The organism is Mesorhizobium sp. P2_F7, assembly GCF_056403695.1.
Window position 1 is genome coordinate 703,840 of the sequence record NZ_JBFUFA010000004.1, and the last position, 24,587, is coordinate 728,426.

21 protein-coding genes are annotated in these 24,587 nt (G+C 63.4%); 15 read left to right on the top strand and 6 right to left on the bottom strand.

Annotation, left to right across the window (positions count from 1 at the left end; genetic code table 11):
• Positions 1–57 precede the first annotated feature (57 nt).
• From AC1DZ8_RS17595 to lpxB, 13 genes are all read left to right on the top strand, one after another.
• Positions 58–585: a nuclear transport factor 2 family protein gene (locus tag AC1DZ8_RS17595; RefSeq protein ID WP_477304277.1), complete on the top strand. Its 528-nt coding sequence runs from the start codon at positions 58–60 to the stop codon at positions 583–585.
• A 36-nt stretch (positions 586–621) separates the two neighbouring features.
• Positions 622–1,731, top strand: a complete 1,110-nt coding sequence (locus tag AC1DZ8_RS17600) for an aldo/keto reductase (protein WP_477304279.1) — start codon at positions 622–624, stop codon at positions 1,729–1,731.
• A 153-nt stretch (positions 1,732–1,884) separates the two neighbouring features.
• Entirely contained in the window at positions 1,885–2,607 is a 723-nt protein-coding gene (gene pyrH / locus AC1DZ8_RS17605) for a UMP kinase (RefSeq protein ID WP_454575012.1), read from the top strand.
• A gap of 98 nt (positions 2,608–2,705) precedes the next feature.
• On the top strand, positions 2,706–3,260 hold the full coding sequence (frr, locus tag AC1DZ8_RS17610; protein WP_023671027.1) for a ribosome recycling factor: 555 nt from the start codon (positions 2,706–2,708) through the stop codon (positions 3,258–3,260).
• Positions 3,261–3,291: 31 nt separating this feature from the next.
• Positions 3,292–4,014 carry an isoprenyl transferase gene (locus AC1DZ8_RS17615; RefSeq protein WP_477284262.1) on the top strand — a complete coding sequence of 241 codons (723 nt, stop codon included), beginning with the start codon at positions 3,292–3,294 and terminating at the stop codon, positions 4,012–4,014.
• An 11-nt stretch (positions 4,015–4,025) separates the two neighbouring features.
• Positions 4,026–4,841, top strand: a complete 816-nt coding sequence (locus AC1DZ8_RS17620; RefSeq protein ID WP_477304283.1) for a phosphatidate cytidylyltransferase — start codon at positions 4,026–4,028, stop codon at positions 4,839–4,841.
• A gap of 103 nt (positions 4,842–4,944) precedes the next feature.
• On the top strand, positions 4,945–6,087 hold the full coding sequence (rseP, locus tag AC1DZ8_RS17625; RefSeq protein ID WP_477304285.1) for an RIP metalloprotease RseP: 1,143 nt from the start codon (positions 4,945–4,947) through the stop codon (positions 6,085–6,087).
• A 217-nt stretch (positions 6,088–6,304) separates the two neighbouring features.
• Positions 6,305–8,677 (top strand): outer membrane protein assembly factor BamA, encoded by a 2,373-nt coding sequence (gene bamA, locus AC1DZ8_RS17630; RefSeq protein WP_477304287.1) that lies wholly within the window; start codon positions 6,305–6,307, stop codon positions 8,675–8,677.
• A gap of 75 nt (positions 8,678–8,752) precedes the next feature.
• The gene (gene lpxD / locus AC1DZ8_RS17635) at positions 8,753–9,811 is read left to right on the top strand and encodes a UDP-3-O-(3-hydroxymyristoyl)glucosamine N-acyltransferase (protein ID WP_477304289.1); all 1,059 of its coding nucleotides are present in this window, start codon (positions 8,753–8,755) and stop codon (positions 9,809–9,811) included.
• A 1-nt stretch (position 9,812) separates the two neighbouring features.
• A complete protein-coding gene (gene fabZ, locus AC1DZ8_RS17640; RefSeq protein ID WP_477304291.1) occupies positions 9,813–10,265 on the top strand; it encodes a 3-hydroxyacyl-ACP dehydratase FabZ in 453 nt (150 codons plus the stop codon).
• A 15-nt stretch (positions 10,266–10,280) separates the two neighbouring features.
• The gene (gene lpxA / locus AC1DZ8_RS17645) at positions 10,281–11,114 is read left to right on the top strand and encodes an acyl-ACP--UDP-N-acetylglucosamine O-acyltransferase (protein ID WP_477304295.1); all 834 of its coding nucleotides are present in this window, start codon (positions 10,281–10,283) and stop codon (positions 11,112–11,114) included.
• On the top strand, positions 11,101–12,003 hold the full coding sequence (locus tag AC1DZ8_RS17650) for an LpxI family protein (protein WP_477304297.1): 903 nt from the start codon (positions 11,101–11,103) through the stop codon (positions 12,001–12,003). Before lpxA ends, AC1DZ8_RS17650 begins: the two co-directional genes overlap by 14 nt.
• Positions 11,993–13,171: a lipid-A-disaccharide synthase gene (gene lpxB, locus AC1DZ8_RS17655; protein WP_477304299.1), complete on the top strand. Its 1,179-nt coding sequence runs from the start codon at positions 11,993–11,995 to the stop codon at positions 13,169–13,171. Before AC1DZ8_RS17650 ends, lpxB begins: the two co-directional genes overlap by 11 nt.
• 55 nt (positions 13,172–13,226) lie before the next feature.
• Here the strand turns inward: lpxB and gltA are convergent, their stop codons facing one another.
• Positions 13,227–14,558: a citrate synthase gene (gene gltA / locus AC1DZ8_RS17660; RefSeq protein WP_477304301.1), complete on the bottom strand. Its 1,332-nt coding sequence runs from the start codon at positions 14,556–14,558 to the stop codon at positions 13,227–13,229.
• 181 nt (positions 14,559–14,739) lie between these two features.
• Positions 14,740–16,164 carry a glutamate--tRNA ligase gene (gltX, locus tag AC1DZ8_RS17665; protein WP_477401386.1) on the bottom strand — a complete coding sequence of 475 codons (1,425 nt, stop codon included), beginning with the start codon at positions 16,162–16,164 and terminating at the stop codon, positions 14,740–14,742.
• A 123-nt stretch (positions 16,165–16,287) separates the two neighbouring features.
• On the opposite strand from gltX, the gene AC1DZ8_RS17670 reads away from it, so the two are divergent.
• Positions 16,288–18,744: a ComEC/Rec2 family competence protein gene (locus tag AC1DZ8_RS17670; protein WP_477304303.1), complete on the top strand. Its 2,457-nt coding sequence runs from the start codon at positions 16,288–16,290 to the stop codon at positions 18,742–18,744.
• Here AC1DZ8_RS17670 and lexA read toward each other — a convergent pair.
• Positions 18,738–19,505, bottom strand: coding sequence for a transcriptional repressor LexA (gene lexA / locus AC1DZ8_RS17675; protein WP_477304305.1), 768 nt, complete (start codon positions 19,503–19,505; stop codon positions 18,738–18,740). The two genes, AC1DZ8_RS17670 and lexA, sit on opposite strands and share 7 nt — an antisense overlap.
• Before the next feature lie 206 nt (positions 19,506–19,711).
• Positions 19,712–20,491, bottom strand: coding sequence for a GntR family transcriptional regulator (locus AC1DZ8_RS17680; RefSeq protein WP_477304359.1), 780 nt, complete (start codon positions 20,489–20,491; stop codon positions 19,712–19,714).
• Between the two features lie 167 nt (positions 20,492–20,658).
• Between AC1DZ8_RS17680 and kynU the strand changes: the two genes are divergently transcribed.
• Entirely contained in the window at positions 20,659–21,906 is a 1,248-nt protein-coding gene (gene kynU / locus AC1DZ8_RS17685) for a kynureninase (protein ID WP_477401297.1), read from the top strand.
• 90 nt (positions 21,907–21,996) lie between these two features.
• On the opposite strand, the gene kynA is transcribed toward kynU, so the two are convergent.
• Both kynA and AC1DZ8_RS17695 read right to left on the bottom strand, forming a co-directional pair.
• The gene (gene kynA, locus AC1DZ8_RS17690) at positions 21,997–22,833 is read right to left on the bottom strand and encodes a tryptophan 2,3-dioxygenase (protein WP_477304309.1); all 837 of its coding nucleotides are present in this window, start codon (positions 22,831–22,833) and stop codon (positions 21,997–21,999) included.
• The gene (locus tag AC1DZ8_RS17695; RefSeq protein ID WP_477304310.1) at positions 22,830–24,455 is read right to left on the bottom strand and encodes an AMP-binding protein; all 1,626 of its coding nucleotides are present in this window, start codon (positions 24,453–24,455) and stop codon (positions 22,830–22,832) included. Before AC1DZ8_RS17695 ends, kynA begins: the two co-directional genes overlap by 4 nt.
• Positions 24,456–24,587: the final 132 nt, after the last annotated feature.

Genomic DNA, 24,587 nt, shown 5'->3' on the forward strand with positions numbered 1-24,587 from the left:
CTCCCACACCCGACAGAGCATCAATCCCTCACAGACCGATCCAAAGGAGAAAGAGACATGAATGCCTTGAAACACGTTACCTTCGCCGCAGGCCTTGCCCTGGCGCCGGCTGATGCCGGCGGCGCCGAGCCGTCCGGCTGGCGTGCGCTGGCCGACGAACGCGCCGTCATCCGCATCGCCGACGCCATCGACCGCGCCGTCGACGCGCAGGACTGGAAGCTTGCCCGTTCCTATTTCGCCGACCGTGTGACCGTCGACTTCAGCAGCCTGTCGGGGCAGCCTGCGGCGACCATTGCCTCCGACGATCTGATCGGCACCTGGGCCGGCAATCTCCGGGGCAGCAAGACCAGCCTGCATCTGCGCACCAACCACCAGGTGGTTCTCGAGACGGATGCGGCCACTGTCTCCTCCAATGGCTATGCCTGGAACCGGATGGAAGGCAATGGCGACCCGCTGTGGGAAGTCTGGGGCACCTACGAGCATCATCTGGTCCGCTCCGGCGCCGGCTGGAAAGTCGACGGCTTCATTTTCCGCGCCACGCATGAGCGCGGCAATTCCTGGGTCAAGACGACACCCGGCCAGTGAGCCGGCATCATTCAGATCAGCATCGGAAGAAACACCATGACCATGACCTACTACACGCTCGGCAACAGCGGCCTCAGAGTGAGCCGGCTGGCTCTGGGCACCATGACCTTCGGCACCGAATGGGGCTGGGGCGCGGACAGGGAAACCGCCCGCGCCATGGCCGACGCCTATGTCGAGACCGGCGGCAATTTCTTCGACACCGCCGACCTCTATACCGGTGGCACCGCCGAAACCTGGCTCGGCGAATTCATCGCAGAGCGCGGCTTGCGCGACAAAGCGGTGATCGCCACCAAATTCACCTTCAACGCTGAACCCGGCAACCCGAATGGCGGCGGCAACGGCCGCAAGAACATCCTGCGTGCCGTCGATGCCTCGCTGAAGCGATTGGGGACCGACTATATCGACCTCTACCTCCTGCACGTCTGGGACCGGCTGACGCCGCCCGAGGAGGTTATGCGCACGATGGATGATCTTGTGCGCGCCGGCAAAATTCGCCATGTCGGCCTGTCCGACGTGCCGGCCTGGTATGCGGCCCGCGCGCAAACGATCGCCGAATGGCGCGGCTACGAGCCGGTGTCGGCCCTGCAGCTGGAATATTCGCTGGCCGAGCGCTCGATCGAAAATGAGTTCGTGCCCTTCGGTACCGGCCATGGCGCCGGCATCATGGTGTGGAGCCCGCTGGCCAGCGGGCTGCTCAGCGGCAAGTACCGGCCGACGCAGGATGGCAATGCCGGCCGGCTCGACGGCTTTCGCAACACCACCCATCCAGGGTTCCAGAAATTTACCGAGCGCAACTGGGCGATCGTGGCGGAACTCGAAAAGGTCGCCGCCGAACTCGGGCGCAGCATGGCTCAGGTCGCGCTCAACTGGGTGGCAACGCAACCGGGAATCGCCACCGTGATCCTTGGCGCCACCAAGCTGGCGCAGTTGCAGGACAATCTGGCGGCGCTGGATTTCACAATTCCCGCCGAGCTTCACGCGCGGCTGGATAGGGTCAGCAAGACGCCGCTACCGTTCCCGTATTCCTATTTCGGCTCCGAAATCCAGGCCCGGGTTACCGGCGGCGCCGTGACCGGCGACAAGCCGCCTTCCTATGCGCCGCCGTTGCTGGTCGAAGGCGACGCCGTCAGCATCACCAGCAACTGAAAGGCCGCGACGGGGGACGCGAATTGGGCGAGGGGCGCCGCGTGACATCGCGGCGCCCTTCGTGTATCGGAACTCGGCATCGCGCCAGCGGCGGCGCCCGCGCGAGGGTGGCCGGCTTGAGGCACGCCACACGCAATAAATGACGAGGTCCAGATGACGGCAAAGCCCCTCTATCGACGTGTCTTGCTGAAAGCGTCGGGCGAAGCGTTGATGGGCGAGCAGCATTTCGGCATCGATGTCTCGGTCGTTGACCGCATCGCCGCCGACATCGCCGAAGCGCGCGCGCTCGGCATCGAGGTCGGCGTCGTCATTGGCGGCGGCAACATCTTCCGCGGCGTGGCGGTGGCGTCCAAGGGCGGCGACCGCGTCACCGGCGACCACATGGGCATGCTGGCCACCGTCATCAACTCGCTGGCGCTGCGCACCTCGCTGAACAAGATCGGCGTCGACGCCGTCGTGCTGTCGGCCATCGCCATGCCCGAACTGTGCGAGAGCTTTTCGCAGCGCCAGGCCACCGCCTATATGAACCAGGGCAAGGTCGTCATTTTCGCCGGCGGCACCGGCAATCCGTTCTTTACCACCGATTCGGCCGCAGCCTTGCGCGCCGCCGAGATCGGCGCCGATGCCCTGTTCAAGGGCACCCAGGTCGACGGCGTCTATTCGGCCGATCCCAAGAAAGATCCGAATGCGACCCGCTTTGAGCGCATCAGCCATGCTGAAGTCATCAACAAGGGCCTTTCGATCATGGATACCGCCGCAATTGCACTTGCGCGCGAAAACAACATCCCGATAATCGTCTATTCGATCCACGAACAAGGTGGTTTCGGCGATATTCTGAGGGGCGGCGGCCGGTGCACGATCGTCGCCGACGAATGATCCCGAGTATACTCTCCGGAAAGGGGATCGGTTTTTCGAAAGCGGGCTATTCGGGCCCTAAGCAGTGAACCCGGGTCAAACGGGTCGAGGAGACTAAGATGAGTGGTGAGTTCGACGACCTCAAGCGGCGCATGGATGGCGCAATCGCAGCCTTCAAGCACGATCTGGCTTCGCTGCGCACCGGCCGCGCTTCCAGCAATCTGCTCGACGCGATCCAGGTCCAGGCCTATGGCACCACCATGCCCATCAACCAGGTGGCGAACGTGTCGGTGCCGGAGCCGCGCATGATTTCGGTTTCGGTCTGGGACAAGTCGATGGTCGGCGCTGTCGACCGTGCCATCAGAGAATCCAATCTCGGCTTCAATCCGATCGTCGACGGCACCAATCTCAGGATTCCGCTGCCTGAGCTCAACGAGCAGCGCCGCAAGGAACTGGTCAAGATTTCGCACGGCTATGCCGAGAACGCCCGCGTCGCGGTGCGCCATGTCCGCCGCGACGGTATGGACTTCTTGAAGAAAGCGGAAAAGGACGGCGACATCAGCGAGGACGATCAGCGCAAGCGCTCCGATCAGGTCCAGAAGCTGACCGACGAGACCATCAGCACCATCGATCACCTGCTTTCCGATAAGGAAGCTGAAATCATGCAGGTTTAGGGTCGGCGCACACCGGCCCGAAAGCGAGACCATGGCAACGCCCGCGCATGTCGCGATCATCATGGATGGAAACGGACGCTGGGCCAAGGCGCGCGGCATGCCGCGGCTTGCCGGCCATCGCGCCGGCGTCGAGGCGCTGCGCAAGACGGTGCGCGCCGCGCCCGGTCTCGGCATTTCCTTCCTGACGGTCTACGCCTTTTCGTCGGAGAACTGGTCGCGTCCGAAATCCGAAGTCAGCGACCTGATGGGGCTGTTGAAGCTGTTCATCCGTCGCGATCTGGCCGAATTGCACCAGAGCGGCGTGCGCGTCAGGATCATCGGCGACAGGGCAGGGCTGCAGCCCGACATCAGGGGCCTGCTGGAAGAGGCCGAATCACTGACCGCCCGCAATGAGGCGCTGACGCTGATCATCGCCTTCAACTATGGCGGACGCGACGAGATCGTGCGCACCGCGCGCAAGCTCGCAGCCGCCGTGGCGCGCGGTGAGATCGACGCAGAGGCGATCACCGCCGACAGCTTCGCCAACTCGCTCGACACCGCGGGCATTCCCGACCCGGAACTGGTCATCCGCACCAGCGGCGAGCTTCGGCTGTCGAACTTCCTTTTGTGGCAGGCAGCCTATAGCGAACTGGTCTTTCTGCCTTGCTACTGGCCCGATTTCAGCCGCGAGCACCTGGCCGACGCATTGCGCGACTATGCCGGCCGCGAGCGCCGCTTCGGCGGGCTTGCCGCCCAAGACGTCGCCGCCTCGTGACCGGCGGCGGGATGAACAATCTTCAGCTTCGCATCGTTTCGGCGCTGGTGCTGGCCGCGATCGCGCTTGGCCTGACCTGGTTGGGCGGACTGTGGTTCCGCCTGCTCTGCGCCGGCATGGCGGCGGTCATCTTCTATGAATGGGCGCGCATGTCGCGCCCCGCGGCCGGTGCGGCCCTGGGATTCGTTCCGGAAGCGTTGCTGCTGGTTTTCGTCGGCGCCTTGATCGCCGGCGTGCCGGCGTCGTGGCTGCTGTCTCTTGTCCTGGCGATGGTCGTCGTCGCGGCGGTAGGCGCACGTATGCGTGCAGCCGCGCAATGGGATGCCGCCGGTCTTGCCTACGCGGCGCTGTCCGGCCTGTCGCTGGCGCTGCTGCGCGACGGCGACCGGTCCGGCCTGGTTGCGATCCTGTTTCTGTTCGCCGTGGTCTGGGCGACCGACATCTTTGCCTATTTCGTCGGCCGCGCCATCGGCGGTCCCAAGCTCGCACCATCGATATCGCCCGGCAAGACGCAGAGCGGGGCGCTTGGCGGCGCTGTCGGCGGCGTGGTCGCTGGCTTACTTCTGGCTGCGGCCGCGGGGGCCGGCAACCTTGGCGTGCTTGCTTTGGTCGCGTTGGCGTTGTCGATCGTCGCCCAGGCTGGAGACCTTTTCGAATCATGGGTCAAGCGCCGCCATGGCCGTAAGGATTCCAGCGCATTGATACCAGGGCACGGCGGCGTCATGGACAGGGTGGACGGGCTTGTCGCGGCGGCTTTCGCCCTATACGTCATCGGCTGGATTTCGGCGGGCGCCGATCATCCGGCGCAGGGGCTGTTTCCGGTTTGAGTGGTATTTAACGGCGAAGAAATGGCGCGTGCCACGGATTCGCCTGGATTGATGTCACAGTCGCGGCGTCACCTTTTGCTGCGGGTGCATTTGAGGGCATGACTTGAACGAGATTCTTCACGCGTTTTTCAGCACCGAAGGCTTTGTCCTCGGCACGCTGGTGCCGTTTCTGTTCGTGCTGACCGTTGTCGTCTTCGTTCACGAAATGGGACATTACCTGGTCGGTCGCTGGTGCGGCATTGGCGTGAAGGCCTTTTCGATCGGCTTCGGCCCCGAGCTTCTCGGCTTCAACGACAGCCACGGCACGCGCTGGAAGCTCTGCGCAATACCGCTCGGCGGCTATGTCAAATTCGTCGGTGACATGAGCGCCACGTCGAGCCAGCCCGGCACGGAAGAGCTGGATAAGCTGACCGAAGCGGAACGCAAGGTCGCCTTCCACACCCAACCGATCTGGAAACGCGCGGCCACGGTGGTCGCCGGACCGCTGTTCAACTTCCTGCTGACCATCGCCGTCTTTGCCGTGCTGTTTTCGGTCCTTGGCCGCCCGGTGTTGGAGCCGACGGTGGCGGCAGTCACCGCCGGCAGCCCGGCTGAGAAGGCCGGCATCTTGCCCGGCGACCGATTCGTCGCCGTTGACGGCAGCAAGGTCGAGACCTTTGCTGACGTTCAGCGTCTGGTTTCAGGCCGCGGCGGCGATGCCATCGTCTTCACCATGCTGCGTGACGGCAAGGAGGTTACCGTCACCGCAACGCCGGAGCCGATGGAACAGCTGGACGCACTTGGCAACAAGGCCAAGGTGGCGGTGATCGGCGTCGTCAACAACACGGAGGTCGGTCAGCCCAGGCTGATCACCTACACCCCTATCGGTGCGATAGGCGCGGCGGTCGAAGAGACGGGGCACGTCATTCAGCGCACCGGCCAGTTCCTGCAGCGATTCGTCATCGGCCGCGAAGATAAATGCCAGCTGGGCGGCCCCATCAAGATCGCCAAGATGTCGGGGCAGGCGGCAAAGCTGGGCTTCCTATGGCTGGTGCAACTCGTTGCCGGACTGTCGGTCGGGATCGGAATTTTGAACCTTTTGCCGATTCCCCCCCTCGACGGCGGCCATCTCCTGTTCTACGCAATCGAGGCCGTCTTCCGGCGTCCGGTGTCGGAACGGATGATGGAAATGGGGTACCGGGCCGGCCTCTTTCTGGTGCTGGGATTTATGGGCTTCGTTTTCTGGAACGATCTGTTTGGGTGCTGAAATCATGAAGAAATTCGGCTTCGGCCCCAGCAATGTTGAGACGCCGTTTACCATGCACTGGGGTATGAGTGACGCGAAAGCCACGCACCAAGGTTAAGTAATTACAAATTAACCAGAAGCCTTGCGTGTAGGGAAAATCCGGTTAATACGGTAGGGGAAATTACCGCACGTCCGGTTTTCTCGCCGTGGGGACTTCGAGAAAAGGTACAAAAGCCCGATGAAGGCAGCATCCAAGTTTTTGAGCGCCGCGTCCGCGGTGGCTATGTCCGCCGCTCTGGTTGTGCCAGGCGCGCTCGCCGTGCAGTTCGTTGCCACATCTGCGGCACAAGCGGCCGTTGTTTCGAGAGTCGAGGTCAGCGGCAACCAGCGTGTCGACGCCGACACCATCCGCAATTACATCACGATCAAGCCCGGCAAGGCGTTTTCCAGCGCCGATGTCGACGATGCGGTCAAGGCGCTGTTCGGCACCGGTTTGTTCTCGGACGTCCAGATCAACCAGGTCGGCTCGACGCTGGTGGTCAAGGTCGCTGAATATCAGGTGGTGAACCAGGTCCTGTTCCAGGGCAACAAGAAGCTCAAGGACAATGCGCTGGCGATTGCTGTGCAATTGAAGCCGCGCGGCACCTTCTCGCAGGCAACGCTGGATTCCGATGTCGAGGCGGTGAAGGCCGCTTACAGGCGCATCGGCCGTGACGATGCCGCCGTGACGACGCAGATCATGGATCTCGGCGACAACCGCGTGAACGTCGTCTTCAACATCAACGAAGGCGGCCGCACCAAGATCGCCGCGGTCAATTTCGTTGGCAACAGCGCCTATTCGAGCCGTCGTCTGTCCGACGTCATTGCCACCAAGCGCTCGAGCTTCCTGTCCTTCGTGCTGCGCGACGACGTCTATGACGAGGACAAGCTGCGCGCCGACCAGGAGACGCTGCGTCGCTTCTACTACAATCATGGCTATGCCGACTTCCAGGTGGTCTCCGCTGTCGGCGAGCTCGACGACACGACCAACCAGTACACGGTTACCATCACCGTGCAGGAAGGCGACCGCTATACGTTCGGCGACGTCAGCGTCGAGAGCACCATTCCGGAAGTCGACTCGAAGTCGCTGGAATCGGTGGTCCAGACCCACAAGGGCGACGTCTACAACGCCAAGGATGTCGAGGACACCATCATCGCGCTGACCGAGAAGGTCGCGGGTTCCGGCTACGCCTTCGCCCAGGTGACGCCGCGCGGCGACCGTAACTTCGAGAACCACACCATTTCGGTCGTCTATACGATCGACCAGGGCACGAAGGCCTATATCGAGCGCATCGAAATCCGCGGCAACGATCGCACGCGCGACTATGTCATTCGCCGTGAGTTCGACGTCAGCGAAGGCGACGCCTTCAATCAGGTCCTCATCCAGCGCGCGAAGAAGCGGCTGGAAGCGCTGGATTATTTTGAGAAAGTCGACATCTCGACTGTTCCCGGCTCCGAGCCTGACCAGGTCGTGCTCGTGGTTGACGTGGTCGAGAAGTCGACCGGCGAATTCTCGGTCGGCGCCGGCTATTCGACCGGTGGCGACACCGCAGGTCCGTCCGTCGAAGGATCGATCGCGGAGCGCAACTTCCTCGGTCGCGGCCAGTACATCAAGGTTTCGGCCGGCGGCGGCAAGAATTCGCGCGACTACAGCCTCTCCTTCACCGAGCCCTATTTCCTCGGACGCCGTATCGCTGCTGGCTTCGACATCTTCCAGCAGACCCGGAATTACAGCAAATACGACAGCGAGACGCTGGGCGCGACCGTCCGCTTCGGCCTGCCGATCACCGACAATATCTCGACGCAGCTGGCGTACAATATCGCCCAGGAGAAGTACAAGCTCGACGACGGTTGCGATGACACGCCTCACGATGGCATTCCCGACGCCGACTGCAAGATATCTCCGGCGATCGTCGAGGGAATTGACGAAAGCCCATGGATCAAGTCGTCGGTCAGCCTCGGGCTGGTCTACAACACCATCGACGACATGAAGAGCCCGCATGAAGGCATCTACGCCACCTCGACCGTGGAAGTGGCCGGCCTTGGTGGCGATGCCAAGTTCGTCAAGGTTACCGGTCGTGGCACTGTCTACCAGACCTTGTCCGAACAGCTGGATCTGGTCGGCCTGATCTCGGGTGGCGCCGGCCATATCGCGGGCTATGGCGATAACGGCTTGCGTATCTTCGATCAGTTCCAGAGCAGCGACCGCATGATCCGCGGTTTCGAGTATGGCGGCATCGGCCCTGCGGACATCGCTACGGGTGACCATCTCGGCGGCACCACCTATTTCAATGCGTCGGCTGAAGCCCAGTTCCCGGTGCCGGTCATTCCGGAAAGCTTCGGTCTGCGTGGCGCAGTGTTTGCAGACGCCGCCACACTGTATGGCAGCAAGATTGACACCGCTGGTGTCACCCAAACCTCAACTGACCTGAAGCTGCGCGCCTCGGTTGGTGTCGGCTTGTTGTGGTCGTCGCCTTTCGGCCCGATCCGCATCGACTACGCGATCCCGGTCAAGAAAGAGTCGACCGACGACGTGCAGGAATTCAACTTCGGCATGTCGAGCCGCTTCTAATGCGCGGGTAACGATGCTTCCGGGCCGTTGTGGTCCGGAAGAACTGATCCGACCTAGCTGGATATTGCTTCTGGAATGACCGATCCGGTGTTCTTCGCGCCCTCACGCCGGTATACGGCTGGCGAAGTCGCGAATCTGACCGGCGCGTCGCTTGTCGATTCCGACCTTGCCCACATATCGATCGATGCGTTGGCGCCCGCCAATGAAGGCGGCGAGGGTGCGCTCGTCTTCGTCGACGGCAAGCGCAATTTCGCGCTGATGCAGTCGCTGAAGGCGGCGGCCGTGCTTTGTCCCACCGAATTCGCCGCCAAGGCGCCGGCCGGCATTGCGGTTCTGGTCCATCCTCGGCCGCAACAGGCTTTCGCCATGGTCGGCCGGCTGCTGTTCCCGACGGCTGCCACGCCGGGACCGATGACCAGCGAAACCGGGGTCTCGCCGCAGGCTCATGTCGATGCCTCGGCGCATGTCGAGGCCGGCGCGATCATCGAGGCTGGAGCGGTCATCGGCCCACACGCTTCCATCGGCAGCGGAACCGTCATTGCGCCCCACGCCGTTATCGGCCCCTCCTGCCAGATCGGCCGCGACGGCTATATTGGGCCAGGCGTGAGCGTCCAGTATGCGCTGATCGGCAACCGCGTCATCATCCATGGTGGCGCCCGCATCGGCCAGGACGGGTTCGGCTTCGTCGGCGGTGCCAAGGGGCCCGAGCGCGTGCCGCAGATCGGCCGCGTCATCATCCAGGACGATGTTGAAATCGGCTCGAACACGACAGTCGATCGCGGCGCCATGTCGGATACGGTCATCGGCCAGGGCACCAAGATCGACAATCTGGTGCAGATCGCCCATAACGTTCGCATCGGCCGCAATTGCATTATAGCCGGGCTTTCGGGTATCTCGGGCTCCGTCGTCGTCGGCGACGGTGTCACCATGGGCGGCGGCGTTGGTCTTGCCGATCATTTGACCATAGGATCGGGGGCCAAGCTTGCGGCGAGAAGCGGGTTCATGAGCAACGTGCCGGCAGGCGAGATCTGGGGAGGCTATCCGGCGCAGCCGATGGCGGAAGCCATGCGAGAGATCGCCATGCTGCGCAAGCTCGCCAGGACGCGCAAGCAAGGCGAGGGGGGAAGTAACTGAGATGGTGCCGGCGACGCTCGAAGCGGTCGATATACTGGGGTTGATGAAGCTTTTGCCGCATCGCTATCCCTTCCTGATGATCGATCGAATCGTCGAGATCGATGGCAACGACTCGGCCATCGGCATCAAGAACGTGACCATCAATGAGCCGCATTTCCAGGGTCATTTCCCGGACCAGCCGGTGATGCCGGGCGTGTTGATCGTCGAGGCCATGGCACAGACGGCCGGCGCGATCTGCATCCGCAACCTGAACACGGAAAAGCCGTCGCTGGTCTATTTCCTGACCATCGACAATGCGAAATTCCGCAAACCGGTCATCCCGGGCGATCAGTTGAAGATCCACGTCAAGAAAATCAAGATGCGCGGCAACCTGCTCAAATTTGCCTGCGAGGCCATGGTGGAGGGCGCAAAGGCCGCCGAAGCCGAGATCTCGGCAATGATGGTTACCGGCTGACGGTTCGACATGCTCATGAAAATACAGACTTCAATCCATCCCTCGGCCGTTATCGAGTCCGGTGCCCAAATCGGTGAAGGCGCTTCGATAGGGCCTTTCTGCTATGTCGGCGCTGACGCTGTGATCGGCGACCGGGTCGAACTGGTCAGCCATGTCTCGGTGCTGGGTGCGACCACAATCGGCGCCGGGACCAAGGTCTATCCGATGGCGATACTGGGCGGGCCACCACAAAACACCAAGCACAAGGGCGGCCGCACCACATTGGTTATCGGCCAGAACTGCACGATCCGCGAAGGCGTGACCATGCACCTCGGCACCGATTCCAGCCGTGGCGAGACGACCGTCGGCGACAATGGCAATTTCCTTGCCTATGCCCACATTGCTCATGACTGCGTCGTCGGCAAAAACGCCACCTTCGCCAATGGCGCGACGCTCGGCGGACACTGCGAGATCGGTGACAACGTCTATATTGGCGGTCTCAGTGCCGTTCATCAGTTCGTGCGTGTTGGCGACAACGCCTTTCTCGGCGGTTGCTCGGCTTTTGTCGGCGATGTCATCCCTTACGCCATTGCCGTTGGCAACCGTGCCAGCCTGCGCGGCCTCAACATCATCGGCCTGAAGCGCTCCGGCCTGCCGCGCGCCGAAATCCAGGTGCTGCGCAAGGCTTACAAGACGATCTTCGACCGCTCTCGCACCGTCGGCGAAAACATCGAATTCGCCAAGGCCGAGTTCGCCTCGTCGCCGACCGCCATGAAAATCATCGATTTCATCGCCAGTCGCGGCAAGCGGCATTTTGCCGTCCCGTCGCTTAAAGGTGGCGCCGGCGACGATGCCGATGACGAAGACTGAGGCCGGCTCAACGGGCCTCGATCTCGCGCCGGACGCCAGGGTCGGCATCATTGCCGGCGGCGGCAGCCTGCCGGTCGAAGTTGCTGCCGGCCTGGCAGAGGCCGGACATCCGCCCGTCATCATCCTGGTCGAAGGGCAGGCCGACCGTCAGACCGAGCTCACCGTCTACGATCATGAAAGCCTCGGCCTGGAAGATATCGGCTCGCTGGTTGCGTTGCTGAGGCGGCTGCGGATCACCCATCTTGTGCTTGCCGGCGAGATCAGGCGCAGGCCGCGGCTGGTCGACATGCGCCCGAGCCTTGGCCTGCTGGCGCTGATACCCTCGGTTGCCATGGCGCTTGCGCGCGGCGACGACGGCCTGCTGAAGATATTGACCCGCGGCCTGGAAGCCCGCGGCGTCAAAGTTGTCGGCGCGCATGAGGTCGTGCCCCGGCTTGTCGCGGCCGAAGGGCCGCTGACCAAGGCGGTGCCGCGAAAATCGGACTGGCGCGACATCGAAGCGGCACACAAGGCGGCAAAAGCCATCGGCGCGCTCGACATCGGTCAGGCGGCCATCGCCATCGGTGGCCGCGCTATTGCCCTGGAAGGCGTCGAAGGCACCCACGGACTGCTCGAGCGGACGCAGCAGCTGCGCGGCCATGGCAGGCTCGCCGGCAAGACACGCGGTGTCCTGGTCAAGTGCGCCAAGCCCGGCCAGGAACTGCGCGCCGATCTGCCGTCTATCGGTCCGCAGACGGTCGAGGCCGCACACGCCGCCGGGCTTGCCGGCATTGCCGTCGAGGCCGGCCGTTCGCTGATCCTCGAAGGCCCCGTCGTTCTCGCGCGCGCCAATGCGCTTGGGCTGTTCGTATATGGCCTGCCGGCCGTGGAGCCTGGCCATGGCAGCTGAGAAGCCGCTGAAGATCGCCATCGTCGCCGGCGAAGAGTCCGGCGATTTGTTGGGCGCCGACATCGTGCAGTCGCTGAAGCGCATGACCGGGCGCGATATCAGGCTGGTCGGCATTGGCGGGCGGCATCTGCAGGCGCTCGGGCTGGTGCCGCTGTTCGACGGGGCCGAGATCGCGCTGATGGGGCTCAGCGCCATCCTGCGCGACCTGCCGGGCCTGATGCGGCGCATCAGCCAGACGGCTGGTGCGGTCTCCGCTGAGAAACCCGACTGTCTCATCACCATCGACAGTCCGGATTTTTCGCTGCGCGTGGCCAAAAAGGTCCGCGCCGCCGATCCGTCCATCCCGATCGTCCACTATGTCTGCCCGAGTGTCTGGGCATGGCGGCCGGGCAGGGCAGTGGCGATGAAGCCCTATGTCGATCACATACTGTGCATCCTGCCTTTCGAGGTGAAGGAGCTGAGCCGCCTCGGCGGTCCGCCCGGAACCTATGTCGGACACCGCCTCACGCATGATCCGGGTGTGCTCGGCGCGGCAAGGGCGCAAGGCCAGCCGCGCGATCTCTCGGCGGACCGCGTCAAGACACTGCTTGTCCTGCCCGGATCGCGGCGCGGCGAGGTAAGCCGGCTTATCGATCCGTTCGGCCAGACGATCTCCGCGCTGCGCGCGCGCGGACACCGCTTGCGCCTGCTGTTGCCCACGGTGCCGCATGTCGCCGACCTGGTCAAAACATCGGTCGCGCGCTGGGATGAAAAGCCTGAGATCATTCTCGATACCGAGCGCAAATGGCAAGCCTTCGGCAAGGCCGATGCCGCGCTGATCGCTTCGGGAACGGTATCGCTCGAACTGGCGTTGTCGGGCGTGCCGATGATCTCCTGCTACAGGCTCGATCCGGTGATGCGCATGGTTCAGGGGCTGGTCACGGTGTGGAGTGCCGCCTTGCCCAATCTGATCGCCGACCAGGCGATCGTGCCGGAGCACTACAACCAGTATGTGCGGCCACGCTATCTGGCGCGGCAGCTCGAGGCCTTGTTTTCAGACACTGCCTACCGAACCTGGCAAAAGGACGGCTTTGCCGAGGTTGCCAGGCGCATGGCGACCGACAGGCCCTCCGGCGATATCGCGGCGGATGTCGTTCTTCGGCACATCGGGAGAGCGAATAGGGCTTAGGCGGCAGTAGGCAGTAGGGCTTTGTATCTATTGCCTACTGCCTACTCACTATTCCCTATCTTTTCGCGATCGGCACATAGTCGCGTTCCGGGGCGCCGGTGTAGAGCTGGCGCGGGCGGCCGATCTTCTGGTGCGGATCCTCGATCATCTCTTTCCACTGCGCGATCCAGCCGACGGTGCGGGCGACCGCGAACAGCACGGTGAACATGGTGGTGGGGAAGCCCAGCGCCTTCAGCGTGATGCCGGAATAGAAATCGACGTTCGGATAGAGCTTCTTCTCGATGAAGTAGGAATCGGTCAGCGCGATCTTTTCCAGCTCCATGGCGATGTCGAGCAGCGGATCGTCCTTGATGCCGAGTTCGCCCAGCACCTCATGCGCCGTCTTCTGCATGATTTTCGCACGAGGATCGTAGTTCTTGTAGACGCGGTGGCCAAAGCCCATCAGCCGGAACGGATCGTTCTTGTCCTTGGCGCGGGCGATGAATTCCGGGATGTGATCGACATGGCCGATCTCGCCCAGCATGTTGAGCGCGGCCTCGTTGGCGCCGCCATGCGCCGGACCCCACAGGCAGGCGATGCCGGCGGCAATGCAGGCGAACGGGTTGGCGCCCGACGAGCCGGCGAGGCGCACCGTCGAGGTCGAGGCGTTCTGCTCGTGGTCGGCATGCAGGATGAAGATGCGCTCCATGGCGCGCGCCAGCACCGGATTGATCTTGTATTCCTCGCACGGCACCGCAAAGCACATATGCAGGAAGTTGGCGGCGAAGTTCAGCTCGTTCTTCGGGTAAATGAAGGGCTGGCCGATATGGTATTTGTAGGCCATGGCCGCGATGGTCGGCATCTTGGCGATCAGCCGCATCGAGGCGACCATGCGCTGATACGGGTCCGAAATGTCGGTGGAGTCGTGATAGAAGGCCGACAGCGCGCCGACCACGCCGCACATCACCGCCATTGGATGCGCGTCGCGGCGGAAGCCGGTGAAGAAGCGCGACATCTGCTCGTGCACCATGGTGTGGCGCGTCACCCGGTAGTCGAAATCGTCCTTCTGCGCCTTGGTCGGCAGTTCGCCGTAGAGCAGCAGGTAGCAGACTTCGAGGAAGTCGCCATGCTCGGCCAACTGGTCGATGGGATAGCCGCGGTGCAGCAGGATGCCGGCATCGCCGTCGATGAAGGTGATCGCCGACTCGCAGCTTGCCGTCGAGGTGAAGCCGGGATCGTAGGTGAAGGCGCCGGTGGTGCTGTAAAGCGCGCCGATGTCGATGACGTCAGGCCCGACCGAGCCGCTTCGCACCTTGAATTCGTGCGTCTTGCCGGCCAGTTCGAGCGTGGCAGTCGACGGGTGCGTCGTCTTGCTGCCGGTTTCCAGTTTTGTCGCAGCTTCGCTCATTCTCAAACTCCTTCATGTTCCTCATGCCGGCAAGGCAATTCCTGCAAACGACACGTCGAAATCACCGGAATGCGCGAACTCGCCACCGCATTTTGGGAGGTGCGTGCCAGATTGGGCCAAGGCCTAATGTTGCACTGCGAAACGCGCCTTTCAATGCCAATCTTCTTGGGCCAGTTCGCTCCTAATCGATTTGATCCGCAATCCGCGCCAGGCTTTCCTCGCGGCCGAGCACGGCAAGCACGTCGAATACGCCGGGCGAGGTGCTGCGGCCGGTAAGGGCTGCTCTCAGCGGTTGGGCCACCGCGCCAAGCTTGTGGCCGCCGGCCGTCGCGAACGCGCGCACCGCGGCTTCCGCCGCAGCGGCCGTCCACCCGCCCGAAACTGTCTGCAAAGCCGCATGCGCGCCGCGCAGGATCGCGCGCGCATCGGCATTGAGCAGGCCTGCCGCCTTCTCGTCGACTGGCAGCGGCCGCTCGACGAACAGGAAGCCGGCGCCATCGGCCAGCTCCACCAGTGTCTTGGCGCGTTCCTTCAGGCCAGGCAACGCGGCCAGCAGCTGCGCCTTCCTGGTGTCGTCGAGGCGGGCAGCCAGCGCCGGGCCGCCTTCGAGGTAGGGAAGCGTGGCGACGAAGATGTCGAGCAACTGGACGTCGTCCATCTTGCGCATATGCACGCCGTTCAGCGCATCGAGCTTGGCGAAGTCGAAGCGCGCCGCGCCCTTGTTGACGTCGCCAATGTCGAACCATGCGATCATGTCCTTGATCGACATCACCTCGTCGTCGCCATGGCTCCAGCCAAGGCGTGCCAGATAGTTGAGCAGCGCCTCGGGCAGATAACCCATGGCGCGATAGGCCTCGACGCCGAGGGCGCCATGCCGCTTCGACAATTTGGCGCCGTCGGCGCCATGGATCAGCGGGATGTGCGACATGGACGGCACCTCCCAGCCCATGGCGTTGTAGATCACCGTCTGGCGCGCGGCATTGGTCAGATGGTCGTCGCCGCGAATGATGTGGGTGACGCCCATGTCGTGGTCGTCGACGACGACGGCATGCATGTAGGTCGGCACACCATCCGAACGCAGGATGATGAAATCGTCGAGATCCTTGTTGGGGAAGCGCACCTCGCCCTGCACGCGGTCATGCACCACGGTCTCGCCCTCGGCCGGGGCTTTGATGCGGATAGCGCCCCTGACGCCGGCGGGCGCCTCGGAGGCGTCACGGTTGCGCCACGCGCCGTTGTAGCGCGGCGGCAGGCTCTTGGCGCGCGCCGCTTCGCGCATCGCCTCAAGCTCGGCCGGTGTCTCGTAGGCGTAATAGGCCTTGCCCAGGCGCACCAGTTCCTCCGCCACCTCGCGGTGGCGCGGCGCACGCTCGAACTGCGACACGGCACCGCCATCCCAGGACAGGCCGAGCCAGGTCAGCCCATCGAGAATGGCCTGGGTTGCCGCTTCGGTGGAACGCTCGCGATCGGTGTCCTCGATGCGCAGAAGCATCGTGCCGTCGGTGTGCTTGGCGTACAGCCAGTTGAACAGCGCGGTGCGCGCGCCACCGATATGCAGGTAGCCGGTGGGCGAGGGGGCAAAACGGGTGACCGCCCTGTTGGACATGGCAATTTTGTTGGACATGGCAATTCTCGGGCAAGGCTAGAAAGCGGGGGCGTGATCGCGCGGACTTTCGCGCTTTGCGCGTTCATGTAGCATAGGGGGTCTGTGGCGCAAGGGGCAGACCCGATGGCTGAACGAGGCCGGGGCGCGAAGGAGGGCGAGGGCGCAGAGGCAGGCGTCAGCGAACGCTCGTTGTTTGCCGATGTTCCCTATGCCGAGCCGATGCCGGTTGCGCTGCCCGAACTGCAGCCCGGCATCGTGGCTTTGCCACGGGATGGCGCCGCGCCGGTGCCGGTCACCGCGTTCGCACCTACCGTCCGTTTGCGTCGGCTGCTGCGCCGTTCGTCATGGCCCGCAATCCGCCGCAGCGTTGCCGTGGCCGCCGGCACCGAACTCGACCGCGGCGTTGCCTTCCTGCTGGTGCCGGTTTTCCTGGCGGCCGGCGTCATTGTCTATTTCTCGCTGCCCGACGAGCCCGGCTTTGCCCAGCCAATCGCCATCGTGCTGCTCATGGCATGTTGTGCTGCCGTCACCCGGTCGCGGCCGAGGACGCATCTGTGTCTTATGGCTGCCATGCTGTGCGCGCTTGGCGTCGTCGCCGCCAAGGTCGAGACCTGGCGCGCCGGCACGCAGATGCTCGGCGCCGAGATTCAAACACGGTTGACCGGCCGCGTCGTCAGTCTCGAGGAGATGGAAAACGGGCGCGTCAGGTTGACGCTCGACGTGATTTCCACCGCTTACCCCAAGCTGCGGTACGCGCCGGAACGGGTCAGGCTCTCGGCACGCACCGTTCCCGCTGATATGACCGCCGGCTCCCTGATCACCGGCTATGCCAGGCTGCTGCCGCCAACCGGTCCGGTGCGGCCGGAGAGCTACGATTTCTCCTTCGACAGCTATTTCACCGGCATCGGCGGCAGCGGCTTCTTTCTCGGCAATCCCAAAACCATCGCCGCGCAGGGACCGCCGCCGCTGACCGCACGCCTCTCTTCGGCCATTGAGAACGCCCGCGAAAACATAGCCGACCACATCAGGAGCAAGATCGGTGGCGCCGAAGGCGAGATTGCCGCAGCGCTGATCGTCGGCGTGCGCGCCGGCATTCCGGACGAGGTCAACGAGGCGATGCGGCGCACCGGCATCTACCACATCATCTCCATTTCCGGCCTGCACATGGCGCTGGTTGCCGGCACCATCATGGCGTTGCTGCGCGGCGCCTTCGCGTTGTTTCCTGATTTCTCCTCGCGTCGGCCGGTCAAGAAATATGCCGCCGCCGCAGCGCTTGTCTCCATCGCCGCCTACCTCGTCATTTCAGGCATCGTGGTTGCCGCCGAGCGCAGCTTCATCATGCTGGCGGTCATGCTGGTCGCGGTGCTGTTCGATCGCGCAGCACTCACCATGCGCAACCTGGCGATCTCGGCCATCGCCGTCATCCTGGTGTCGCCGCATGAGGTGGTCGGCCCAAGCTTTCAGATGTCGTTTGCGGCCACCGCCGCCCTGGTCGGCGCCTATGCCGGCTGGGCCGACTACCGCGCCGACAGGGTGAGAACGCCGCCTGCGAGGCGCTCTTTCGTCAGCTTCCTGTCGCGAAAAGTCCTGCTGGCCATGGGCGGCCTCGCCATGACCTCGATTATCGCTGGAAGTGCCACGGCGCTGTTTGCCATCTGGCATTTCCAGCGCGTGTCACCGCTCAGTCTGCTCGCCAATCTGGCCGTGATGCCGATTGTATCGTTAATCGTCATGCCCTTTGCCGTCCTCAGCGCGCTGGCGATGCCATTCGGCGCCGATGGGCCGTTCCTCTATGTGATGGGCAAGGGTCTGGCAGCGATGATCGCCATCTCCGCCTGGATTTCAGAGCGTTCGCCGGTCGATGCCGTCGGGTTGATCTCCATCCGCTCGGTGCTGCTGGTGGCCGTCGCCCTCGTCATCGCCACCATGGCCACCACATGGCTTCGGCTGGCGGCCGTGCCTTTCGCGCTGGCTGGCCTGTTGACGGTGCCGCAGGTACGCACGCCCGATGTGCTCATCTCCGAGGATGCGCATCTGGTGGCCGTGCCGATCGGAGGCGGCGAGCTAGCCCTCAATCGCGAACGCTCCAACGAATTCACCACTGACAACTGGAAACGCGCGCTAAGGGCGGAAACCATTATCCCGCCTGAGATTTTCGAGGCAACGGATACGCGGTTCGATCTCGATCCGCTCGACCTGCCGCCCGGCTCGCCCTTCTACTGCACAGGTGATCTCTGCATTGCCCGGCACCCGGCCGGAGCCATCATCGCGCTGGCAAAAGACCGCAAGACAGCCCGACCGGCCTGCGCTTTCGCGAGCCTGATCGTCATTGAGGACGCCACCGCCTACAATCCGTGTCGCGACCCGCTGGTGCTGGTCGTGACCAAGAAGCAGCTTGCCCGCGACGGCAGTGCCGCCGTCTTCTTCGATCCGCAATCGGCCGCGACAACGCCAGCCATACGTTTCGCCGTCGACAAGCCCTATCGTCCCTGGCACGAGCAACGCCGCTTCTCACGCGAAGCACGCGGCCTGCCACCCTACAAGGAGCGCGAAAAGTACAAAACTAAGCCGGCTCAGTAGCGCCGGATCAGCCCGACAAGCTTGCCCTGCACCTTGACCCTGTCTGGCCCGAAGATGCGGGTTTCATAGGCCGGGTTTGCGGCTTCCAGCGCGATGGAGGCGCCCTTGCGGCGAAAGCGTTTCAGCGTCGCTTCCTCTTCGTCGACCAACGCCACGATGATCTCGCCGGGGCTGGCGGTGTCGGCATTGCGGATGATGACCGTGTCGCCGTCGAAAATGCCGGCCTCGATCATCGAGTCGCCCTTGACCTCGAGCGCGTAATGTTCGCCGCCCATGATCATGTCCGGCGGCACCGAGATCGAATGGGTCTGGTGCTGGATGGCGTCGATCGGCACGCCTGCGGCGATGCGGCCCATCACCGGGATGGACACCGCGGAAACCGCGTCGTCATTGCCGGCCGACATCGAACGCGACGATGAGGCCGGCTTGATCTGACGGCCGAGACCGCTTTGCCCCACACCGCCCTGGCCAGAACCGCCTTGTCCGAGACTGCCCTGGATGACGCTTGGCGAGAACTTCTTCGCCGCATTGAGGCCGGGTGCGATCGAGTCGGGCAGCCGCAGCACTTCCAGTGCGCGCGCCCGGTTCGGCAGCCGGCGAATGAAACCGCGCTCCTCAAGCGCCGTGATCAGGCGGTGAATGCCGGACTTGGACGCGAGGTCGAGCGCTTCCTTCATCTCATCGAAAGACGGCGGGATTCCGCTCTCCTTCAGGCGTTCATGGATGAACATCAGAAGTTCATGTTGCTTGCGCGTCAGCATCGCGGCCCCCACGGGTTCTGAAACCAGAATCGGAAAAAACAAACCCAGAACAAACACTATCTGTTCCAGTTGTGTTCCGCAACCTTTTAAAGTTTAATGAATGCGTTGACGTTTTGTTCAGCGTAACGTTCCGCACCGCGATCGGCGCCCGCGCTGGTTTGCCGGCAACGGGGTGAAACGCCGGTAGCCTGGGCCATCGGGCCAATTCATGCCTTGCCAGATCGCTGCCGCTTTTTCGGGCGGGGCTGCGCCGCATCCGTCGCCGCGCCCGGTTCACTCTGGGCATAGACTTGCAGCGTGTAGCCGATGTGAACGCTCATCAGCGTTTTTGCGCCCTCAGTGTCGCGGTCAAGGGCTGCTTCCATCAGTGCGGTGTGGTGTTCGATCGCCACGGCGTCGCGCAGCGCCTCCATGGCCTTCTGGTGTCCGTCCTCGCGGCCGGCGGCCGCGCGCAGCGTCGGGGCCAGGCCGAGAAAGCGGTGGTGGCGATGCAGTTGATCGGAGATCGTCGCGTTGAAACGCAGCAGCCAGCTGGATGTCGCGGCACTGAGCAGTGCCGCGTGGAAGGCATCATGTTTTTCGTACCACGCATCGACGGCCTCATCCGAGGGATCATCGAGAACGGACCCGCAGCGTGAGAGGCGGTAGTGGGCGGCAACGACCGTGTCTTCCCATTGACGGTCGCCCTTTTCGATCGATTCCACCAGCAAGGGCAGTTCGACCACCAATCGCGCACGCGTCAGGTCTTCGAGCTCGGCTCGGGACACGGGAGCGACCGCAAACCCACGGTTGCTGATGGCGGTCACAAGCCGTTCGGCTTCCAGTCGTGACAGTGCCTCGCGCAGCGGCGTCCAGCCGATGCCATAGATGCCGCTCAGCGTGCTCAGCTTCAACGGCGCAGCAGGCGCCAGCCGGGTCGCAAGAATATCGCGCCTGAGCAGCCGATAGGCCGTTTCCGTTTTCGAGGACTGCTCGTCATTCAATATCGTGACCCATCAGTCAGATTGCTCGGCTGATGATTATATATCAAAGCCTTCCATCACGTAAATTATATATAATGTTTGACAGCTCCAGGAGGACCCCTCAAGATCGCCGGCATGTTTGGGCGGACAGGCTCCGCCGAATGCTGTTGTTCATGGAGGAGCGCCGGATCATGAGCATGACACCCGATCTCGCTGCAATCGAAGCGATGGATGCCGCCGATCCGCTGCGTTCCATGCGTGAACGCTTTGTCTTGCCGCAGGGCGTGATCTATCTCGACGGCAATTCGCTGGGTGCCGCGTCACCGGCCGTCTTCAGCGAATTGCAGCAGGCCGCCACGCAGGAATGGGCGCAGGATCTCATTCGCGCCTGGAACACTGCCGGCTGGTTCAACATGCCGGTGGAACTCGGCGATCAGCTCGGACGACTGATCGGCGCGGCTGAGGGGCAGACGGTGGTCTGCGACACGACCTCGATCAACATCTACAAGCTGCTGCACGCGGCCCTCGGCATGCGGCCGGACCGCCCGGTCATCGTTGCCGAGGGCGACAGTTTCCCGACCGACCTCTATATGGCCGAAGGCGTCGCATCGACCCGGCCGGGAACGCGGCTGCGGCTGGAGGGCGTCGACGCGCCTGCAATCGAGGATCTGATCGACGACAGCGTCGCCGTCATCCTGGTCAACCACGTCAACTACAAATCCGGCCAGTTGCGCGACATGGCGGCGCTGACGCGCAAGGCGCATGACGCCGGAGCGCTGATCATCTGGGATCTCTGCCACACCGCCGGCGCCTTGCCGGTCGAACTTGACAGTGCCAATGCCGATTTCGCCGTCGGCTGCACCTACAAATACCTCAATGGCGGCCCGGGCTCGCCGGCCTTCATCTACGCGGCCGAACGCCACCATGGCGATGTCCATCAGCCGCTCAGCGGCTGGTGGGGCCATGCGCGGCCCTTTGCCTTCGAGCAGGGCTTTGCCGTCGGCAGCGGCATCCGCCGCTTCCTGTGCGGAACGCAGCCGGTGCTGTCAATGCGGGCGCTCAAGGGGGCGCTCGATATCTGGAACGATGTCGACATGGCGCTGGTGCGCAAAAAGAGCATCGCGCTGACCGACCTGTTCATCCAGCTCGTCGAAGCCAGATGCGGCGCCTACGGGCTTGAACTGGAAAGTCCTCGTGACGGCAGCCAGCGCGGCAGCCAGGTGTCGTTCCTTCATCCGCATGGCTATCAGGTGATGCGCGCCCTGATCGAGCGCGGTGTGATCGGCGATTTCCGCGCGCCGTCTACCATCCGCTTCGGCTTCACGCCGCTCTATGTCGGCTATGGCGATGTCTGGCAGGCGGTCGACGTGCTGGAGGATATTCTGCGCACCGGCACCTGGCAGGACGCCCGCTTCGCGGTGAAGACCGCGGTTACCTGAAGCCGGCGCAAGTCCAGGAAAATTCTGACGCTGTTTTCCCGGGAAAAGTGCGTAGCGCTTCCCGTCGGGAATTGCGCGGAAACAAAGAGCTCAGAGCCGGGTGCGAACTGTCCAGAGCTCCGGAAACAGCACGACCTCCAGCATCTTCTTCAGATAGGAGGCGCCTGAGGTGCCGCCGGTGCCGCGCTTCAAACCGATGATGCGTTCCACCGTGGTGACGTGGTTGAAGCGCCAGCGGCGGAAGTAATCCTCGAAGTCGACCAGCTTTTCCGCCAGTTCGTAGAGCATCCAGTAGCGCTGCGGGTCGCGGTAGACGGTTTGCCAGGCAACCAGCACCTCTTCGTTCTCGACGCGTGTCTCGCGCCAGTCCGTGCGCGTGGCGTCGGCGCCGATGTCGAAGCCGTTGCGCGCCAAAAGCAGCAGCGCCTCGTCATAGAGCGACGGCGTGGCCAGGATCGCTTCCAGCCTGTCAGTGAGATCGGGCCGGTGCTTGTGTGGGCCAAGCATGGCGAGGTTGCGGTTGCCAGCCATGAATTCGATGGCGCGGTATTGCCAGGACTGGAAGCCCGAGGATTGGCCGAGCGCGTCGCGAAACTCGGTATATTCGCTGGGCGTCATCGTACGCAGCACGTCCCAAGCATTGTTGAGCTGCTCGAAGATGCGCGCGACGCGCGACAGCATCTTGAAGCTCGGTTCGAGGCGGTCGGCGCGGATCGAGCGGATCGCGGCGCCGATCTCGTGCAAGGCGAGCTTCATCCACAATTCCGATGTCTGATGCTGGATGATAAACAGCATCTCGTCATGGGCCGAAGACAGCGGCGCCTGCGCGTCGAGCACCTGCTCCAGGTGCAGATAATCGCTGTAAGACATCCGCTCCTTGAACGACATCTGCGCGCCATCGGACGCCGGATCGTAGGGCTGGCTCAATTGCTCTTCTCCGCCCGCAACCGGAAGCGCTGGATTTTGCCTGTCTGGGTTTTGGGCAAGGCGTCGATGAATTTTACCGAACGCGGATATTTGTAGGGCGCGATCGTTGCCTTGACGTGGTCCTGCAGGCGTTTGACGGTCAATGCGTCCGGCGAAACACCTTGCACCAGAACGATATGCGCCTCGACGATCTGGCCGCGCTCGCTGTCCTCGGCGCCGGTCACCGCGCATTCGGCGACGTCGGGATGCGAAAGCAACGCTGCTTCGACCTCGGGACCGGCAATGTTGTAGCCGGCGCTGACGATCATGTCGTCGGAGCGCGCGGCGAAGTGGAAGAAACCGTCTTCGTCCTGGGTGAAGGTGTCGCCGGTGAGGTTCCAGCCGTCACGGACGTATTCCTTCTGCCTGGCGTCGGCCATGTAGCGGCAGCCGGTCGGGCCGCGCACCGCCAGCCGGCCTGTCGAACCGCGCGGCAGCTCCCGCATCTCGTCATCGACGATGCGTGCCTGATAGCCGCCGACGGCTTTGCCGGTGGAGGCCGGCTTCATGTCGCCGAAGCGGTTGGAGATGAAGATATGCAGCATCTCGGTGGCACCTATGCCATCGAGAATCGGCTTGCCGGTCTTCTGCGTCCATTCCTCGAAGACAGGCGCCGGCAGCGTCTCGCCGGCCGAAACCGCGACGCGCAGCGAGGATAGGTCGGCACCGTCATCCATGGCCTTGAGCATGGCCCGGTAGGCGGTCGGAGCGGTAAAGGAAATGGTCGCCCTGTAGGTCTCGATGATGTGGATCATGTTGGGCGGCGTCGCCTGTTCCAGCAGCGTCGCCGCGGCGCCAAAGCGCAGCGGGAAGATGGCGAGCCCACCAAGGCCGAAGGTAAAGGCAAGGGGCGGCGAGCCGACGAAAATATCGTCCGGCGTCACCTCCAGGATTTCGCGGGCGTAGGCGTCGGCGATGATCAGCAGGTCGCGGTGGAAATGCATCGTCGCCTTCGGCACTCCGGTGGTGCCGGAGGTGAAGCCGAGCAGGGCGACGTCGTCGCGGCCGGTGTTGACGGCGGTGAAGGTGACCGGCTTGTCGAGGGCGGCGCGGTCGAGTTCGGCGTCATGGTTGGCGGTGCCGTCGAAGCCGATGACCTGCTTGAGATACGCACTGCCCTTGGCGCAGGCGGTCATCTCGTCCATCAGCCTTGTATCGCAAAGCGCGATTGTGATTTCCGCCTTGTCGACGATCTTGGCGAGTTCGCCGGCACGCAACATCGGCATGGTGTTGACGACCACCGCGCCCACCTTGGTGGCGGCAAGCCAGCAGGCGACCATGGCCGGGTTGTTGGCAGAGCGGATCAGCACCCGGTTGCCCGGCTTGACGCCATAATTCTCGACCAGCGCATGGGCGAGCCTGTTGGTCCAGTCGGACAGTTCCTTGTAGGTGCGGCGGCGGCCATTGCCGATCAGCGCGGTGTGGTCGCCAAAGCCCTTTTCGACCAGCCTGTCGGTCAATTCGACGCCGGCATTTATGTGATCGGGATAGTGGAAGCCGTCGAGCAAAAACTCCGGCCACTGATCCGGCGGCGGCAGGTTGTCGCGCGTGAATGTGTCGATATGCGCTGATGGCCCAAGCATTTTTCGGCTGCCCCTGTCTGCCTCACGCCCATGGCTGAACGGTCACAGGATCGCACCAGTCGAAATTTGTTTCAAGCCTAAAATGTTTTTAGGGTGGAGCATTGACGCCGCCTTTGCCGGCGGCCATTCCTG

What these genes read in the sequence shown, in the direction of transcription:
- AC1DZ8_RS17600 (WP_477304279.1), top strand. Translation starts at nt 622, where the DNA reads ATGACCATGACCTACTACACGCTCGGCAACAGCGGCCTCAGAGTGAGC.
- AC1DZ8_RS17620 (WP_477304283.1), top strand. Translation starts at nt 4,026, where the DNA reads ATGAACAATCTTCAGCTTCGCATCGTTTCGGCGCTGGTGCTGGCCGCG.
- AC1DZ8_RS17615 (WP_477284262.1), top strand. Translation starts at nt 3,292, where the DNA reads ATGGCAACGCCCGCGCATGTCGCGATCATCATGGATGGAAACGGACGC.
- lpxA (WP_477304295.1), top strand. Translation starts at nt 10,281, where the DNA reads ATGAAAATACAGACTTCAATCCATCCCTCGGCCGTTATCGAGTCCGGT.
- bamA (WP_477304287.1), top strand. Translation starts at nt 6,305, where the DNA reads ATGAAGGCAGCATCCAAGTTTTTGAGCGCCGCGTCCGCGGTGGCTATG.
- lexA (WP_477304305.1), bottom strand. Translation starts at nt 19,505, where the DNA reads ATGCTGACGCGCAAGCAACATGAACTTCTGATGTTCATCCATGAACGC.
- AC1DZ8_RS17695 (WP_477304310.1), bottom strand. Translation starts at nt 24,455, where the DNA reads ATGCTTGGGCCATCAGCGCATATCGACACATTCACGCGCGACAACCTG.
- lpxB (WP_477304299.1), top strand. Translation starts at nt 11,993, where the DNA reads ATGGCAGCTGAGAAGCCGCTGAAGATCGCCATCGTCGCCGGCGAAGAG.
- pyrH (WP_454575012.1), top strand. Translation starts at nt 1,885, where the DNA reads ATGACGGCAAAGCCCCTCTATCGACGTGTCTTGCTGAAAGCGTCGGGC.
- AC1DZ8_RS17670 (WP_477304303.1), top strand. Translation starts at nt 16,288, where the DNA reads ATGGCTGAACGAGGCCGGGGCGCGAAGGAGGGCGAGGGCGCAGAGGCA.
- AC1DZ8_RS17650 (WP_477304297.1), top strand. Translation starts at nt 11,101, where the DNA reads ATGACGAAGACTGAGGCCGGCTCAACGGGCCTCGATCTCGCGCCGGAC.
- fabZ (WP_477304291.1), top strand. Translation starts at nt 9,813, where the DNA reads ATGGTGCCGGCGACGCTCGAAGCGGTCGATATACTGGGGTTGATGAAG.
- gltX (WP_477401386.1), bottom strand. Translation starts at nt 16,164, where the DNA reads ATGTCCAACAGGGCGGTCACCCGTTTTGCCCCCTCGCCCACCGGCTAC.
- lpxD (WP_477304289.1), top strand. Translation starts at nt 8,753, where the DNA reads ATGACCGATCCGGTGTTCTTCGCGCCCTCACGCCGGTATACGGCTGGC.
- kynU (WP_477401297.1), top strand. Translation starts at nt 20,659, where the DNA reads ATGAGCATGACACCCGATCTCGCTGCAATCGAAGCGATGGATGCCGCC.
- gltA (WP_477304301.1), bottom strand. Translation starts at nt 14,558, where the DNA reads ATGAGCGAAGCTGCGACAAAACTGGAAACCGGCAGCAAGACGACGCAC.
- frr (WP_023671027.1), top strand. Translation starts at nt 2,706, where the DNA reads ATGAGTGGTGAGTTCGACGACCTCAAGCGGCGCATGGATGGCGCAATC.
- AC1DZ8_RS17595 (WP_477304277.1), top strand. Translation starts at nt 58, where the DNA reads ATGAATGCCTTGAAACACGTTACCTTCGCCGCAGGCCTTGCCCTGGCG.